15 protein-coding genes are annotated in these 15,162 nt (G+C 72.2%); 7 read left to right on the forward strand and 8 right to left on the reverse strand.

From position 1 onward, the window contains the following. The first annotated feature begins 3 nt into the window (after positions 1 to 3). Together efeU and AC07DS_RS23070 are read left to right on the forward strand one after the other, a co-directional pair. Positions 4 to 876 carry an iron uptake transporter permease EfeU gene (efeU, locus tag AC07DS_RS23065; protein WP_145875550.1) on the forward strand — a complete coding sequence of 291 codons (873 nt, stop codon included), beginning with the start codon at positions 4 to 6 and terminating at the stop codon, positions 874 to 876. Next, the gene (locus AC07DS_RS23070) at positions 836 to 1,831 is read left to right on the forward strand and encodes an SCO2278 family lipoprotein (RefSeq protein ID WP_479148025.1); all 996 of its coding nucleotides are present in this window, start codon (positions 836 to 838) and stop codon (positions 1,829 to 1,831) included. Before efeU ends, AC07DS_RS23070 begins: the two co-directional genes overlap by 41 nt. Positions 1,832 to 1,880: 49 nt before the next feature. On the opposite strand, the gene AC07DS_RS23075 is transcribed toward AC07DS_RS23070, so the two are convergent. The 5 genes from AC07DS_RS23075 to AC07DS_RS23095 form a co-directional block, all read right to left on the reverse strand. Further along, the gene (locus AC07DS_RS23075) at positions 1,881 to 2,621 is read right to left on the reverse strand and encodes a bifunctional DNA primase/polymerase (protein WP_479148027.1); all 741 of its coding nucleotides are present in this window, start codon (positions 2,619 to 2,621) and stop codon (positions 1,881 to 1,883) included. Between the two features lie 115 nt (positions 2,622 to 2,736). Further along, positions 2,737 to 3,351 carry a TetR/AcrR family transcriptional regulator gene (locus AC07DS_RS23080; protein WP_479148029.1) on the reverse strand — a complete coding sequence of 205 codons (615 nt, stop codon included), beginning with the start codon at positions 3,349 to 3,351 and terminating at the stop codon, positions 2,737 to 2,739. A gap of 9 nt (positions 3,352 to 3,360) precedes the next feature. Next, complete coding sequence (locus AC07DS_RS23085; protein WP_479148031.1) at positions 3,361 to 4,374, reverse strand: small ribosomal subunit Rsm22 family protein; 1,014 nt, start codon at positions 4,372 to 4,374, stop codon at positions 3,361 to 3,363. A gap of 183 nt (positions 4,375 to 4,557) precedes the next feature. Then, positions 4,558 to 5,727, reverse strand: coding sequence for a serine hydrolase domain-containing protein (locus AC07DS_RS23090; protein WP_479148032.1), 1,170 nt, complete (start codon positions 5,725 to 5,727; stop codon positions 4,558 to 4,560). Continuing rightward, positions 5,679 to 7,010, reverse strand: coding sequence for a multidrug effflux MFS transporter (locus AC07DS_RS23095; RefSeq protein ID WP_479148034.1), 1,332 nt, complete (start codon positions 7,008 to 7,010; stop codon positions 5,679 to 5,681). The genes AC07DS_RS23090 and AC07DS_RS23095 overlap by 49 nt, the downstream gene beginning before the upstream one ends. Positions 7,011 to 7,096: 86 nt before the next feature. On the opposite strand from AC07DS_RS23095, the gene AC07DS_RS23100 reads away from it, so the two are divergent. Further along, positions 7,097 to 8,131: a Gfo/Idh/MocA family protein gene (locus AC07DS_RS23100; RefSeq protein WP_479148036.1), complete on the forward strand. Its 1,035-nt coding sequence runs from the start codon at positions 7,097 to 7,099 to the stop codon at positions 8,129 to 8,131. Positions 8,132 to 8,187: 56 nt separating this feature from the next. After that, on the forward strand, positions 8,188 to 8,946 hold the full coding sequence (locus tag AC07DS_RS23105; protein ID WP_479148038.1) for an SDR family oxidoreductase: 759 nt from the start codon (positions 8,188 to 8,190) through the stop codon (positions 8,944 to 8,946). A gap of 275 nt (positions 8,947 to 9,221) precedes the next feature. Here the strand turns inward: AC07DS_RS23105 and AC07DS_RS23110 are convergent, their stop codons facing one another. Continuing rightward, on the reverse strand, positions 9,222 to 10,502 hold the full coding sequence (locus tag AC07DS_RS23110; RefSeq protein WP_479148040.1) for a D-alanyl-D-alanine carboxypeptidase family protein: 1,281 nt from the start codon (positions 10,500 to 10,502) through the stop codon (positions 9,222 to 9,224). 200 nt (positions 10,503 to 10,702) lie between these two features. Between AC07DS_RS23110 and AC07DS_RS23115 the strand changes: the two genes are divergently transcribed. Further along, positions 10,703 to 12,172 carry an ABC transporter permease gene (locus tag AC07DS_RS23115; protein WP_479148042.1) on the forward strand — a complete coding sequence of 490 codons (1,470 nt, stop codon included), beginning with the start codon at positions 10,703 to 10,705 and terminating at the stop codon, positions 12,170 to 12,172. Positions 12,173 to 12,202: 30 nt separating this feature from the next. After that, positions 12,203 to 12,982 (forward strand): ABC transporter ATP-binding protein, encoded by a 780-nt coding sequence (locus tag AC07DS_RS23120; protein WP_479148044.1) that lies wholly within the window; start codon positions 12,203 to 12,205, stop codon positions 12,980 to 12,982. Between the two features lie 53 nt (positions 12,983 to 13,035). Here the strand turns inward: AC07DS_RS23120 and AC07DS_RS23125 are convergent, their stop codons facing one another. After that, positions 13,036 to 14,058: an aldo/keto reductase gene (locus AC07DS_RS23125; RefSeq protein WP_479148046.1), complete on the reverse strand. Its 1,023-nt coding sequence runs from the start codon at positions 14,056 to 14,058 to the stop codon at positions 13,036 to 13,038. Between the two features lie 101 nt (positions 14,059 to 14,159). Next, a complete protein-coding gene (locus tag AC07DS_RS23130) occupies positions 14,160 to 14,486 on the reverse strand; it encodes a nuclear transport factor 2-like protein (protein WP_479148049.1) in 327 nt (108 codons plus the stop codon). A 121-nt stretch (positions 14,487 to 14,607) separates the two neighbouring features. On the opposite strand from AC07DS_RS23130, the gene AC07DS_RS23135 reads away from it, so the two are divergent. Continuing rightward, positions 14,608 to 15,153 carry a DoxX family membrane protein gene (locus AC07DS_RS23135; RefSeq protein ID WP_479148051.1) on the forward strand — a complete coding sequence of 182 codons (546 nt, stop codon included), beginning with the start codon at positions 14,608 to 14,610 and terminating at the stop codon, positions 15,151 to 15,153. Positions 15,154 to 15,162 lie beyond the last annotated feature (9 nt).

Here is a 15,162-nt window from a genome sequence, read left to right on the forward strand (position 1 = left end):
CCGGTGTTCTCCAACTACCTGATCGGCCTGCGCGAGGGCCTGGAGGCGTCGCTCGTCGTCTGCATCCTCATCGCCTACCTGGTCAAGACGGACCGCAGGGACGCCCTGAAGCCGATCTGGATCGGCATCGGCATCGCGGTCGCCATCGCCATGGGCTTCGGCTGCGCCCTCGAATTCGGCTCGCAGGAGCTGACGTTCGAGGCGCAGGAGGCGCTGGGCGGCTCGCTGTCCGTCGTCGCCGTCGTCCTGGTGACCTGGATGGTGTTCTGGATGCGGCGCACCGCCCGGCACCTGAAGTCCGAGCTGCACGGCAAGCTGGACGCGGCCCTCGCCATGGGCACGGGCGCGCTGGTCGCCACCGCGTTCCTGGCCGTCGGCCGGGAGGGCCTGGAGACCGCCCTGTTCGTGTGGGCCTCGGTGCACGCGGCGAGCGACGGCACCCCGCGCCCGCTGATCGGCGTGGCCCTCGGCCTCGCCACGGCGGTCGTCCTCGGCTGGCTGTTCTACCGGGGCGCGCTGAAGATCAACCTGGCGAAGTTCTTCACCTGGACCGGCGGCATGCTGGTCGTGGTCGCGGCGGGCGTGCTCGCGTACGGCTTCCACGACCTGCAGGAGGCCAACTGGATCCCGGGCATCCGGGACCTGGCCTTCGACATCAGCGACACGATCGAGCCGGACAGCTGGTACGGCACGCTGCTGAAGGGCGTGTTCAACTTCCAGCCCGACCCGACCGTGGTCCAGGTCACGGTGTGGCTGCTGTACTTGGTCCCGACACTCGCGATCTTCCTCGCCCCGGTAGGGTTCGCCTCCGGGAAGGGGAAGGTGAAGGCACCTCATGACCAGGGAACGCAGCCGTCGAAGGCTCCGCAGGCGTGACCGGAACGCGCTCATAGCGGTCTCACTGTCCGTCATGTCACTGACGGCGAGCGGATGTGTGGTGGTGCACGGGGAGCGCGAGATGCTTCCCGCCACCACCCGCGCCGAGGCCGCCAAGGCGCTCACCCAGTTCACGGACGCGTACAACAAGGCCGACAAGGCCTATGACCGCTCCCTGGACGAGGACCATGTCACCGGCGCCCTCGCCGACATCGACGGCGCCCGGCTGAAGGCCGGGCACGCCAACAGCCCGTCGGGCAACGCGCATCATGTGCAGCTCACGCTGACGGACGCCCGTTTCACGATCCCGAAGAAGGCCGGCTGGCCGCGCTGGTTCGTCGCGGACGCCAAGGGCAACCTGGGGAGCAGCAACGCCCGTTGGCTGCTGGTGTTCACCCGTGACGGCCTCGGCGATCCGTGGCGGGTGGCCTATCTGACGCTGGTCGCGGCCGGTGACGTACCGCAGTTCAAGAAGGACAAGGACGGCTGGGCCGAGGCCGTGCCCGCCGACTCCACACAACTGGCCGTGCCGCCCGCCGGTCTGAGCAAGGGCTACGCGGCCTATCTGAAGAACGCCGGCCCGGTGTTCGCGGACGGCCGGTACACCAGCGGCCTGCGCGCGGACCGCAAGAAGCAGACGACGAAGCCCGGCCTGGTCCGGCAGTACATCGACGAGCCGCTGACCCACGGCGACTACGCGCCGCTCGCGCTGCGCACGGCGGACGGCGGGGCACTGGTCTTCTTCACCACGCACCACTACGAGAAGCAGACCGCCGCCGCGGGCACCTCCGTGCCGACCCCGAACAAGGACGTGCAGGCCCTGACCAAGGGCGAGATCAAGCAGTCGCTGACCCTGGAGATCATCTCCAACGAGGCCGCCCTCGACCCGGCGGGCAGCGGCCCGGTGTCGGTCCTGGGACGGGTGCAGGGCCTGACGGCGGCACAGGGCGAGTAGGACGCCCTGAAGGGGCCCCGTGAAGCTCCCGCCTCTCCCGGCGGAGCGCTCAGTGCCGCATCGGCCAGGCGGTGCCCGCGTGGTCGGCCTCGGTGCCGACGTGGCGGGCGCAGGCGTCCGTGAGCGCCTCCAGCAGGCTCAGCGGGTCGGTCAGCGCGTGCTCCGGGCCGCGGACCCACCGCACCTGCTGGTCGTCGCCGGGCAGCCGGGCGGGCGGTACGAGGACGTAGGAGCCTCGGCAGTGCCAGCGCAGCCCCGGGTGCTCGTCCATGGTCTCGGGGTGGCAGTCCAGCGCGCAGGGCCACCACTCGTCCTCGTCCTCGGGGGTGCCCCGGGTGAGGGTGAAGAACAGCATGCGGCCGTCGTCGCTCTCGGCGACCGGGCCGACCTCCACACCGTCGCCGAGCAGGCGGTCCAGCGCTTCCCGGCCGGCTTCCAGGGGCACGTCGAGGACGTCGTGCACCATGCCGGTGGCGGTGATGAAGTTGGCCTGCGGCTGGTGCCGGGCCCAGCGCTCGATCTGCGCGCGGTCCGTCGTGGACTGCGTCTGCCAGGCGAACGACACCGGGTGCCGGGCCGGGGTGGGACAGCCGACGCGGTCGCAGGAGCAGCGGTAGTCGGCGGTGGGGTGTGCGGCGGGCGCCAGGGGCAGTCCCGCTGCGGCGGCGGCGAGCAGCAGGGCCTCACGGCCGTCGTCGCCGCCGGCGGCGGTCTCCTTCGGACGGCGTCCGCGCAGCCACTGGGAGAGTTTGCCCTGCCGGCCGGTTCGGCCGCCGAACGTCCCGCTCATCTATCGCCTCGCCTCGCTGTGTGCGGACAGCATGCCCTATCGTCCCATCTTCCGATGCTTCGGGGGGCCGGAGCGGGGATCCGGAGGAACCGGACGAGACCTGCCTCACAGCACCTCAGCGGGGGGTGAGTCCGTACAGGGCGTAGTCGACCAGGGCGTCCGTGTACGCGTACGAGATCGGCCCGGTGTGCTGCAGCCAGCGCTGGGCGAGCGGTGAGACGAACAGCTCCAGGGCGATGCGCGGGTCGACGTCGGGGCGCACCGCGCCGCTGTCCTGCGCGGAGCGCAGCCGGTCGACGTACAGCTGGAGCTGGGGTTCGAGGAGCTTGGTGACGAACTCGCGGCCGAGCTGTTCGTTGACCACGCCCTCGGCGGCCAGCGCGCGGCTGGGTGCCTCGAAGCGGGCGTCGTACAGCTGGTCGACGGTGAGCCGCAGCACCGCCCTGAGGTCGGCGGCGAGATCGCCGGTGTCCGGGATGACGTACGGCTCCTGCCCCGCCGCCCGGGCCGCCTGCTCGCCGAGGTCCACGAAGGCCTCCATCAGCACGTCCGCCTTCGACGCCCACCACCGGTAGATGGTCTGCTTGCCGACCCCGGCACGGGCGGCGATCCCCTCGACCGTGGTCTTCGGGTATCCGACCTCGGCGACCAGCGCGAGGGCCGCCTCGTAGATCGCTCTGCGGGACTTCTCGCTGCGGCGGGTGGCGTCGGGGACGGGCTTCTTGACCATGGGGTGACGTTAACAAGCCCCGGCCGGGCGGGCGGTCGAGTCCTCCGGCGGCCAGGCGTCGCCCCAGTCGGCGTCCCGGGCCGCCTTGTAGAGGTCGCCGTGGCGCTTGGTGACCGTGGTGCGGCGCAGCTGTTCGTCGGCCTCGCACAGGTCGAGGAGCACCTGGCCCTTGCGGATCTGCGGTCGCCGGACCACCCGGGCGGGGGCGGGCTCGGCGGGCAGCCGGGTGGCGGCGACGTAGCTGAACTTCTCGTCCTCGTACGCCAGGGAGCCGCCCTTGACCTGGCGGTGCAGGGAGGAGCGGCTGACCCGGGCGGAGAAGTGGCACCAGTCCGTGCCGGGGACGATGGGGCAGGCGGCGCTGTGCGGGCAGGGCGCGGCGATGCGGAACCCGGCGCGGACGAGGCGGTCGCGGGCCTCGATGACCCGGGCGTAGCCGGCGGGGGTGCCGGCCTCCACGATCACGACGGACTGCGCGGCGGCCGCGGCCGCGTCGACGAGGGCGGTGCGGTCGGCCTCGGCGAGTTCGTTGAGGACGTACGAGACCGTGACGAGGTCGGCGCTGTCGAGGGTGAGCGCCGTGCCGATCCGGGCCCGCTGCCAGCGGGCGTCCCGCAGCGCGGGGTTGGCTTCGGCGATCTCCCGGCCGAGGGCGAGTGCGGGCTCGGCCCAGTCCAGCACGGTGACGCCGCGCTCGCCGGGCCAGGTTGCGGTGACGGCCCAGGTGGCGGCGCCGGTGCCACCGCCGACGTCGACGTGGCTGCCGGGCGTCCAGTCGGGCACGGCGTCCGCGAACGCCTCCAGCGCCGAGCGGACCGCCTCGAAGGTGGCCGGCATGCGGTAGGCGGCGTACGCGGCGACGTCGGCGCGGTCGCGCAGGATCGGGGCGTCGGTCGGGGTGGCCCCGCGGTAGTTGGCGATCAGCCGTTCCACGGCGCGGGCGGCTTGCGATGGCGGTAGCCCCGCGAGCAGGTCGGCAAGGACGGCGCGGAGTTGCTCGGCCGGGCGTACGGGGTCGTTCACCCGGCGATTCTACGGCGCCCGGTGCCGGTGCCGGCCTTGCCGGGGGCTCCGCCTCCCGGACCTCCGGCCCATGCCCACCCTCCCCCACGCTCGGCTGCGCTCGCGTGGGGGACCCCCATCCCGTCTCGGTCGGCTGGAAAGGCGCCGCCACGGGGTCCGACCCGGGCGGCCGGGAGGTGCGCCTCAGACCACCGCTCGCGCCAGACGCGTGGCCGCAGCCGCCCTCGGCCGGCTGTCCGGCGGCCTGCGTACGGGGTGCACGGTGTTCGCCAGCAGCACCAGGAACGTGTCCGTCGCCGGGTCGAGGACCAGCGAGGTCCCCGTGAACCCCGTGTGCCCCGCCGCTCCCCTGCCCGCCAGCTCGCCCATGAACCACGGCTGGTCCAGGCCGAAGCCCAGGCCCGGCGGGGTGAACAGGAGTTCCACGAAGTCGGGGCCGAGGACGCGCGCGGGACCGTACCCGCCGCCCGCGAGCAGGGCGCGGCAGAAGACCGCCAGGTCGTGGGCGGTGGAGAAGAGTCCGGCGTGGCCCGCCACCCCGCCGAGCGCCCAGGCGTTCTCGTCGTGGACCTCGCCGCGCAGCATTCCGCGGTCGGCCTTGGCCCAGGGCCGTCGTTGGTCCTCGGTGGCCGCCGCGCCGGGGCAGGGGCCGAAGGCGGTCGCCGTCATCCCGAGCGGGCGGGTGATGCCGTCCTCGATCAGGACGTCGAGGGGGCGGCCGGTGATCCGCTCCAGCACGAACTGGAGCAGGATCATGTTCAGGTCCGAGTAGAGGGGGCGGCCGGGCTCGGACGTGGGGGCCTCCGCGCGGAGCATCGCGAGGCGGGCGGTGGCGTCCTGGCAGTCGTACAGCGGGAGTTCGGGGCGCAGCCCGGAGGTGTGGGTGAGCAGCTGCCGTACGGTGACGCCGTGCGCGGCGGCCGCGGTGAACTCGGGCAGGTAGGCGCCGATCCGGGCGTCCATGCCGAGGGTGCCGCGCTCGATCTGCTGCACGACGGCGACGGACGTGAAGAGCTTGGTGAGGGAGGCCAGGTCGAACGGGGTGTCGACGGTCATCGGGACCCGGGCGGCGGGCGGCAGTTCGACGCCGGTGTCGGTCTCGGGGTCGTAGGAGGCGTAGCGGACCGCCCAGCCCGCGGCCTCGGCCACGGCGATCACGGGCCCGCGTCCGGCCATGACGACGGCACCGGCGGCCCAGGGGCGTGCTCCGGCGGTGAGGGCGAGCACCTCGCCGGCCAGGTGCCCGAGCTGCCCGGGGTCGAGCCCGGCGCGTTCGGGTGTGCCGGCGCGCAGTCTGGGTGCGCTCAGTTGTCCTCTCCCTCCGACCCCGCACGGGTGTTCCAGGGACGGCACATTCCCACGAAGCAGCCCGCCGCTACCAGTGCTCCCGCCAGTTGGACGATCGCCATGGGCACGGCGGTGTGCTCCCCGGCGACGCCGACGAGCGGGGAGGCGACCGCTCCGACGAGGAAGGAGGTGGCGCCGAGCAGGGCGGAGGCGGAGCCCGCGGCGTGCCGGGTGCGCAGCAGGGCGAGGGTCTGGGCGTTGGGCAGGGTGATGCCCATCGCGGACATGAGGACGAACAGGGCGGCGGCGATCGGTGCCAGGCCGACCTCGCCGAAGGTGCCCGCGGTCATCAGCAGCAGGGCGGTCGCGGCGAGCACGATGATCGCGAGGCCGGTGCCGAGCACCTTGTCCAGGCTGACCCGGCCGACCATGATCCGGCCGTTGACCTGCCCGGCGATCATCAGTCCGACCGAGTTGACGCCGAAGAGCAGGCTGAAGGTCTGCGGGGAGGCGCCGTAGATCTCCTGGACGACGAAGGGGGAGGCGGATATGTAGGCGAACAGCGCGGCGAAGGCGAAGCCGCCGGCCAGCATGTAGCCGGTGAAGGGCAGGTCGGCGAGCAGGCCGCGCATCGAGCGCAGCGCCTGCCGCACTCCCCCGCCGTGCCTCCCCCGCTCCCGGCTCCGCTCGAGCGCGGGGACCCGCGTGGCAGGCGGCAGGGTCTCGGGCAGCCGCAGCCAGACGAGCGCGGCGAGCGCGGCCCCGACCACGGTGAGGACGACGAACACGCCCCGCCAGTCCGTCACCCGGAGGATCTGCCCGCCGATCAGGGGCGCCACGATGGGCGCGACCCCGGAGATCAGCATCAGGGTGGAGAAGAAGCGGGCCATGGCCACACCGTCGTAGAGGTCGCGTACGACGGCCCGCGCGATGACGATGCCGGCCGCGCCCGCCAGGCCCTGGGCGAGCCGGAAGGCGACCAGCGCCTCGACGGTGGGCGCGAGGGCGCACAGGGCGGTGGCGACGAGGTAGACGGCGAGGCCGGTCAGCAGTGGACGGCGGCGGCCCCAGCGGTCGCTCATCGGGCCCACGACCAGCTGCCCGAGCGCCATGCCGGCCAGGCACGCGGTGAGGGTGAGCTGGACGGTGGCGGCGGAGGCGTGCAGGGAGCGGGTGACCGCCGGCAGGGACGGGAGGTACATGTCCATCGCCAGCGGGGGTGTGGCGGTGAGGCCGCCGAGCACGAAGGTGACGAGCAGACCGGTACGGCGGACGGCGGCGCCCGAGGCGGGTGCGGTGGTGGACTGGCGCTCCGTTTCCGGTGTCGGTGCCGCCGCGTGCTCGGGCATGTGTCCCTCCCTCTCGTACTGGATCGGCCTCTATGCTCGCAGCTCGTACACACTGCCGTGGCACACATGAACGAGGGCGGGGCGGGATGGCGGAGCAGAGCGTGCGATGGGGGATCCTGGCGACCGGCGGGATCGCGGCCGCGTTCGCGGCGGACCTGGTGGACCTGCCGGACGCGGAGATCGTCGCCGTGGCCTCGCGCAGCCCGGAGTCGGCCCGGGCGTTCGCCGAGCGGTTCGGGGTCACGCGGGCGTACGGCGACTGGGAGTCCCTGGCCGCGGACCCGGACATCGACGTCGTGTACGTCGCCACGCCGCACGCGGCGCACCGGGCGGCGGCCGGGCTGTGCCTGGCGGCCGGGCGGAACGTGCTGTGCGAGAAGGCGTTCACGCTCAACCTTCGCCAGGCCGAGGAACTGGTGGCGCTGGCGAGGGAGCACGACCGCTTCCTGATGGAGGCGATGTGGATGTACTGCAATCCGCTGGTCCGGAAGTTGAAGGCGCTCGTGTCGGACGGTGCGATCGGCGAGGTGCGCACGGTGCAGGCCGACTTCGGTCTCGCGGGTCCCTTCCCGCCGGCGCACCGGCTGCGGAATCCGGTACTGGGCGGCGGGGCGCTGCTGGACCTCGGGGTGTATCCGGTGTCGTTCGCGCAACTGCTGCTGGGCGAGCCGGACGAGGTCGCGGCACGGGCGGTGCTGTCCGACGAGGGCGTCGACCTCCAGACGGGCGCGCTGCTGTCCTGGGAGAGCGGGGCGCTGGCCTCGGTGCACTGCTCGATCGTCGGCGGTACCGGGGTCACCGCCTCGGTGACCGGCTCACGCGGCCGCATCGACATCCCGTCCGGTTTCTTCCACCCCGACCGATTCGTGCTGCACCGCGACGGCCGTGACCCCGAGGAGTTCACCGCCGACCCGGCCGACGGCCCGCGCACCAGCCTCCGGCACGAGGCCGAGGAGGTCATGCGGGCGCTGCGCGCGGGCGAGAAGGAGTCGCCGCTGGTGCCGCTGGCGGGCAGCCTCGCGGTGATGCGGACGCTGGACGCGATTCGGGAGCGGGTCGGGGTGCGGTATCCCGGGGAGGCTCGCGGGGAGGCCGTGGCCAGCATCACCGTCACCGAGTAACCGTATGGCGGACATTGCGTTCCGCATCGCGGACTTCCCGCCTACGCTGCGGAACCATGACTGACAGGCAATCGAAGATCGCCGTGGTGACCGGTGCCGGTTCCGGCATCGGGCGGGCCGTCGCCGTGGAACTGCTGCGCACCGGCTGGTCGGTGGCGCTGGCCGGCCGGCGCGCCGGGACGCTGGAGGAGACGGCGGCGCTGGCGCCCGGGGCTCCCGCGCTCGCCGTGCGCACCGACGTGTCCCGGCCCGAGGACGTGGAGGCGCTGTTCGCGGCGGCCGTGGACCGGTTCGGGCGCATCGACCTGCTGTTCAACAACGCCGGGACGTTCGGCCCGGGCGGGGTGCCGGTCGAGGAGCTGCCCTACGAGGCCTGGCGGCACGTGGTGGACACCAACCTCAACGGGGCGTTCCTGTGCGCGCAGGCGGCGTACCGGCACATGAAGGAGCAGGACCCGCAGGGCGGCCGGATCATCAACAACGGCTCCATCTCCGCCCACACGCCCCGACCGCACTCGGTCGCCTACACCGCGACCAAGCACGCGCTGACCGGCCTGACCAAGTCGCTGTCGCTGGACGGGCGGCCGTACCGGATCGCGGTCGGGCAGATCGACATCGGGAACGCCGCCACCGACATGACGGCCCGGATGCAGACCGGGGCGCTGCAGGCGAACGGCGAGGTGGCCCCGGAACCGGTGATGGACGTGGCCGACGTGGCGCGCACCGTGCGGCACATGGCCGAGCTGCCGCTTGAGGCGAACGTGCAGTTCGCGACGGTCCTGGCGACGGCGATGCCGTACGTCGGACGAGGCTGAGGACAGGGCTCGGGACCGGCCCCGGGGCGGGCGGAATCGAACCCCTCAAGTTACACAAACGGAATTTCAACGTCCGTACTATTGCGGCCCGTCGGCCGCATATGCTCAACTTTCCTCCACAAGAACTTCACACTTGGAGTACGGGGGTTCCGTAGCCACACCGAGGGGGGAGTCGGCAGTCGTTCCACCGGACCGGAGTTGGGGGTGGACCTCGCGTGGGACCGCGGGGTACGCACCGGTCGGTGGAACGGCTGCCGCTGTCTCGATCCGGTGTCTCAGCGGCGGTGCCGTGGCCCCGAACCGGGCTCCGGCTCGGCCCGAGCCTCTTCAGCCCTGGTGTCTTCAGCCCTGGCCTCTTCAGCCCTGGTGTCTTCTGCCCGAGCAGTCCTGGCCCTGGCGGCCTCGGCCCGGGCCGCCTTGCCTCGCACCACGCGTCGCCGCAGCGCCCACGCACCCGCTCCCAGCAGGGCCGCCGTCCCGGCCGCGCCCTCCAGCAGCCGCCACGACGAGGGGTGCCCGGACGACGCCGAGCCGGGAGCACCGGCCGCGGCCCGCGCCGACTTGCCCTCGGGCGCCGGGCTCGCGCTCGCCCCGCCCTCGCTGATCGGCTCGACGAGCGTGCCCACCGCCTGCGCCGAACGCCCGGTACCAAAGCCCCAGTCGAGCAGCGCGGCGGTCTGCTCGTAGACGGCGTTGCTGCCCTCGGCCGGATGCATCACGGTGACCAGCAGGGTGCGGCCGCCCCGGGTGGCCGCACCGGTGAAGGTGTTGCCGGCGTGGCTGGTGTAGCCGTTCTTCACGCCGATCAGACCGTCGTAGGTGTGCAGCCCCCAGGCACCCGTGAGCAGGCGGTCGGTGTTCTGGATCTGGAAGGTCTTCTTGCCGCCGGCCGGGAAGTCGGCGGTCCTGGTGCCGCAGTAGCCGCGGAAGTCGGCGTCCTTGAGGCCGTGCCGGGCGAAGAGCGTGAGGTCGTACGCCGAGGAGAGCTGGCCCTTGTGGTCGAAGCCGTCGGGGCTCACCACATGGGTGTCCAGGGCCTGCAGGTCCTCGGCCAGGGCCTGCATCTCGGCGACCGTCTTGGCCACGCCCCCGTTCATGTGCGCGAGCACGTGCACCGCGTCGTTGCCGGAGCGCAGGAACACGCCCTGCCACAGCTGCTCCACGGTGTAGGTGATGCCGGGCTTGACGCCGACGAGACTGGAGCCGGCCGGGATGTCGGCGAGGTCGGCGTCGGTGACCTTGTACCGCTCGGTCCGCTCGAACTTCTTCAGCACGGTGTCCGCGAACAGCATCTTCAGCGTGGACGCGGGCGCCAGGCGCCGGTGCGCGTCGAAGGAGGCGAGCACCTCGCCGGTCTCGGCGTCGGCGATCAGCCACGAGCGGGCGGTGAGCTTCTTGGGCAGGCCGCCGGCGCCGCGCACCTGGACTCCGCCACGGGCCAGCCGCTCACCGCCGATCACGGTCGCGGCGGAGGCGGGGGCGGCCACGGACAGGGGGAGGGCGGCGGCCGTCAGCCCGAGGGCGGCCCGCCGACTGAGCCGGGAACATTCACGCACCCGGGGACCGTACACCGCACCCAACAGGCATTTCCTGGCAGGAGGCCCTCCCAGGCATAGGAATTTGCTGTCTTATGAAATTTTGAACCCCCATCCTGCTTTCTCAGCTCTGACACATCCTTTACTCAGCGCGCCTCAAAGGTTCCTCCCTAGCTTGTGGCCGCGCCCACAGCGGGCGCCAAGAACCTTCGAGGAACGGGATGTTTGGCATCTATCTCAAGCGTGAGCTGAGCCGCCGCAAGAAGGCCGCTCTGGTCATCGCGATGGGTCTGGCGCTCGGTATCGCGCTGGTCATCACCGTCAACTCGGTGTCGGCCGGTATGACGCAGGCGCAGGACAAGGTCCTGAAGTCGCTCTACGGCCTGGGCACCGACATGACGGTCACCAAGGCGCAGTCGGCCCCCAGGGCCGGCGGCTCGCAGGGCCCGAACTTCAAGTTCGACGCCAAGTCCAGCGGCAAGACCTCGCAGAGCTCGGACCGGGTGATGACACAGGGCGGTCAGGCCCTGAAGTCCTCGCTGGTCGAGAAGGTCGCCGCGCAGAAGGGCGTGGCGAGCGCGGTGGGCGCCCTCTCCCTGAACGTCACCAAGGTCGACGGCTCCTTCACCCAGGGCAAGGCGAAGTCCTCCACCTCGTCGTCCGGCTCCCAGCAGCAGGGCGGCCCGGGCGGCGGCACGGGCGGCGGGCAGCCGCAGGTGCAGGGCGGCGGCGCCAACTTCGACGTCAACAGCTACTCGGTGGCCGGCGTCGACGTCACCGACCAGGCCCTCGGCCCGCTGGCCACGATGAAGATCACCTCCGGGAAGACCTTCACCGCGGCACAGACCGACGCGAAGGCGGCGGTCGTCGGCAAGTCGTACGCCAAGGAGAAGAAGTACAAGGTCGGCTCGACCTTCAAGATCTCCGGCACCAGGTTCACGGTCATCGGCATCGCCACCCCGGACAGCAGCGAGTCCACCACCGACGTCTACCTGCCGCTGAAGCAGGCACAGTCGCTCGGTGACGCCAAGAACAAGGTCACCACGATCTACGTCAAGGCGACCGACTCCAAGCAGATCTCCACCGTCAAGAAGACGATCCAGAGCAACATCTCGGGTACGACGGTCACCACCTCCTCCGACCTGGCCTCCACCGTCTCCGGCTCGCTGTCCACGGCCTCGAACCTGGCCGGCAGCGTCGGCAAGTGGCTCTCGATCACCGTCCTGGTCGCCGCCTTCCTGGTGGCCGCGCTGCTCACCTCCTCTGCCGTGTCCCGGCGGGTGCGCGAGTTCGGCACGCTGAAGGCGCTCGGCTGGCCGAGCCGCAAGGTGACCCGGCAGGTGGTCGGCGAGTCCATGGTCAACGGCCTGATCGGCGGCGGCCTCGGCATCGCCCTGGGCCTCGCGGCCGCCTACACCGTCACCGCGATCAGCCCGAAGCTGCAGGCGGAACTGGGCAGCGGCGGCGGTGGCGGCATGGGCGGTGGCATGGGCGGCGGTCCCGGTGGCGGCGGCCCCGGACAGCAGGCCACCAAGAACACCCTGGAGATCGCACTGACCGCGCCCGTCTCCCTGACCACCATCGCCCTGGCCGTCGGCCTCGCGATCGCCGGCGGTCTGATCGCCGGCGCCATGGGCGGCTGGCGCGCCTCCCGGATGCGCCCGGCCGACGCCCTGCGCAGCGTCTCCTGACCCACCCTTCTGTTCACTCACGGAGCACCCATGTACAGACTCACCGGCGTCACCAAGCGGTACACCCGGGGCAAGGAGACGGTGGAGGCGCTGCGCGGCGTCGACCTCACCATCGCCGACGGCGACCAGCTGGTCATCCAGGGCCCGACGGGCGGCGGCAAGTCCACCCTCCTGCAGATGATCGGCGGCCTCGACCGCCCCTCGTCCGGCAGCGTCGAACTGGACGGCGTCGACCTCGCCACCATCAGCGAGGCCAAGCTGACCCGGCTGCGCGCCGAGAAGATCGGCATCATCTTCCAGGCGTTCAACCTCATCCCGACGCTGACCGCGCAGGAGAACGTCGAGACGGCCCTGGTCCCGCTCGGCGTCAAGCCGGACGAGCGCCGCGAACGGGCGGCCGAGGCACTGCGCTCGGTCGGCCTCGGCGAACGCCTGACCCACGTCCCGTCCGAGATGTCCGGCGGCCAGCAGCAGCGCGTCGCCATCGCCCGCGCGCTGGTGAAGAACCCGAAGGTGCTGCTGGCCGACGAGCCCACCGGCAACCTGGACGAGGGCACCCGCGACGACATCATGGCCCTGCTGGAGGGCCTGTGGCGGGAGCACGGGCTGACCTTCGTCATGGTCACCCACGACTCCTCCATCGCCCGCCGCGCCCCGCGCCTGGCCACCATCAGGGCGGGCCAGATCACGCTCACCGAGCAGGGCGGCGGCGGGACGGCACGGCAGCAGGCGTACGGCGGGCAGGCTCACGGCCGGCACCCGCAGCAGGAGCAGTACGCGCAGCAGCAGTACGGCGGTCACGGCTACTGACGTCGTGGTGAGCCCCGTCGGGGCCTGCCGCTTCTACGGCTCACCGGGGCCGCTCATCGCCCGAGCAGGCGGTCGATCTCGGCCAACTGCTCTGCGGTGAGCGGCCCCTTCGCGATCGCGCCGGCGTTGTCCTCGGCCTGGGCGACGGACCGGAAGCCAGGGATCGGCACGGTACGCGGGCTGCGCGCCCACAGCCAGGCCAGGGCACCCTGGGCGGGGGTGCGGCCGTCACAGGTGAGGATGTCCCGCAGGGCCTCGACCCGGCTCACCCAATCGGGATCGGAGCCGGACCCGTCGCCCCCGAACCCCTGGAGCCAGGCCGGCGGCCTGCTCCGGATGTCCCCGGCCTCCAGCGAGGTGTGCCGTTTGCCCGTCAGCAACCCCATCGCGAGCGGGCTGCGGTTGATGCTGGCGAGGTCCAGCCGCTCGCACAGGGCCAGCATGCCGGGCGCGTCCTGCAGCACGTTGAGCGCGTGCTGTACGGCCGCGCAGTGCTCCCCCTCGGCGAAGACGGCGGCGCGGGCGGGGTCGTCGGTACTCCAGGCGTAGGCCCGGACGAGCCCTTCCTTGACGAAGTCCTCGCAAGCATCTCGGAGTTGAGCCGCCCGCTCCGGGTCGGCGTCGGAGAGGTGCAACTGGTAGAGGTCGACGTGGTCGGTGCCGAGACGCCGCAGGGAAGCGGTCAGGGCCCGGCGGGCGTGGGCCGGTGAGTCGTCGGCACCGATGAGGGTACGGGTGTCCGCGTCGAAGACGTTGCCCCACTTGGTGGCGACGACTACCTGGTCCCGCCGCTTCCCCAGCGCACGGCCGAGGATCTCCTCGCTGTGCCCGGTGCCGTAGACGTCGGCGGTGTCGAAGAAGGTGACGCCGAGGTCGAGGGCACGGCGGACAGCCCGCACCGACTCCTCGTCGTCGACCTTCCCCCAGCCGAGGGGCTGCCCGTCGGGTGCCTGCCACTCACCGCCGATGGCCCAGCACCCGAATCCGAGGGCACTCACTTCGATCCCGCTGCGTCCCAGTGTCCTGCTGCGGTCCGGTGTCCTGCTGCGGTCCGGTGTCCTGCCGGTGGTCTCCATGCCGCAGAACGCTAGGAGTTGGAGCGCACACGAGGGCAAGCGGTTTCACAGGGGATCACGCGGGGACTCCCGGGGGACTGCTCGGGAGGGTTGCGTGGGGATTACGCCTGCCCGGTTTCGAACCGGGAGATCCGACCGTCGTCCTCGATCTCGAAGTGCCACTTGGTGCGCATCTCGCCCCAGGCGTCGTTGCGGTAGCGGGCGATGAGGTCGCGGCCGCCCCGGGACTCGTTGTCGACGTCCATGTGGCCGTTGGAGGTGAAGATCTCCCGGTCGATCCACTCGGCGAGGTCGCGGTCGGAGCCGTCGTCGGACATCGTCGCGCCCGGCGCCAGGAGGGAAAGGAAGCCCTCGCGGTCGTGCGCGTTCACGGCGCTGACGAAGGCCCGGACGGACGGATCGCTGAGCTTGGCTGGCTGAATCGTCATGGCGTCAGACTCACACCGCTCCCCCGCACCCGCCACCCGAACGCCATCCACGACGGGCCCGCAGGAACACGGGATGCGACGGTGGCAAAGGACTTCATAGGCGCTGACAGGAGTGACGACCGTGACCTGTTACGACCGACGTGATCTGGGCCTGCTGCTGCTCCGGCTGGGGACGGGCGGGGTGCTCGTCGCCCACGGCTCGCAGAAGCTGTTCGGCTGGTTCGGCGGCCACGGCCTGGAGGGCACGGGCCAGTTCATGGAGTCCGTCGGCTACGCGCCGGGCAAGGCGAGCGCGACGGCGGCGGGTCTGGCGGAGGCGGGCGGCGGCACCCTGCTGGCGCTGGGCCTGGCGACCCCGGCGGCGGGAGCGGCGGCGGCCGGCGCGATGGCCGGGGCGGCGGCGGTCCACAAACCCAACGGCTTCTTCGCCCAGGAGGGTGGCTACGAGTACGCGGCCACCCTGGGCCTGGCGGCAGCGGGCCTGGCGATCGCAGGCCCCGGCCGCCTCTCCCTCGACCACGCGTCCGGTCATGTCTTCGACCGGGGGTGGATGGTGCCGCTGGCGCTGGGGGTGACGGCGGCGGCCACGGCGGTCGTGGTCGGGGCACGGAACCGTCGGGTCCGGCAGAAGACGGAAGGCGAGCAGGAGGTCCTGTTCGAGGACTAGCCACTGGCC

The sequence above is a fragment of the Streptomyces sp. NPDC044064 genome (genome assembly GCF_056434245.1).

Excerpts from the sequence above, each read along its gene's own strand:
- AC07DS_RS23070 (WP_479148025.1), top strand. The coding sequence starts at position 836 with ATGACCAGGGAACGCAGCCGTCGAAGGCTCCGCAGGCGTGACCGGAAC.
- AC07DS_RS23075 (WP_479148027.1), bottom strand. The coding sequence starts at position 2,621 with ATGAGCGGGACGTTCGGCGGCCGAACCGGCCGGCAGGGCAAACTCTCC.
- AC07DS_RS23080 (WP_479148029.1), bottom strand. The coding sequence starts at position 3,351 with ATGGTCAAGAAGCCCGTCCCCGACGCCACCCGCCGCAGCGAGAAGTCC.
- AC07DS_RS23095 (WP_479148034.1), bottom strand. The coding sequence starts at position 7,010 with ATGCCCGAGCACGCGGCGGCACCGACACCGGAAACGGAGCGCCAGTCC.
- AC07DS_RS23100 (WP_479148036.1), top strand. The coding sequence starts at position 7,097 with ATGGCGGAGCAGAGCGTGCGATGGGGGATCCTGGCGACCGGCGGGATC.
- AC07DS_RS23105 (WP_479148038.1), top strand. The coding sequence starts at position 8,188 with ATGACTGACAGGCAATCGAAGATCGCCGTGGTGACCGGTGCCGGTTCC.
- AC07DS_RS23115 (WP_479148042.1), top strand. The coding sequence starts at position 10,703 with ATGTTTGGCATCTATCTCAAGCGTGAGCTGAGCCGCCGCAAGAAGGCC.
- AC07DS_RS23120 (WP_479148044.1), top strand. The coding sequence starts at position 12,203 with ATGTACAGACTCACCGGCGTCACCAAGCGGTACACCCGGGGCAAGGAG.
- AC07DS_RS23125 (WP_479148046.1), bottom strand. The coding sequence starts at position 14,058 with ATGGAGACCACCGGCAGGACACCGGACCGCAGCAGGACACCGGACCGC.
- AC07DS_RS23130 (WP_479148049.1), bottom strand. The coding sequence starts at position 14,486 with ATGACGATTCAGCCAGCCAAGCTCAGCGATCCGTCCGTCCGGGCCTTC.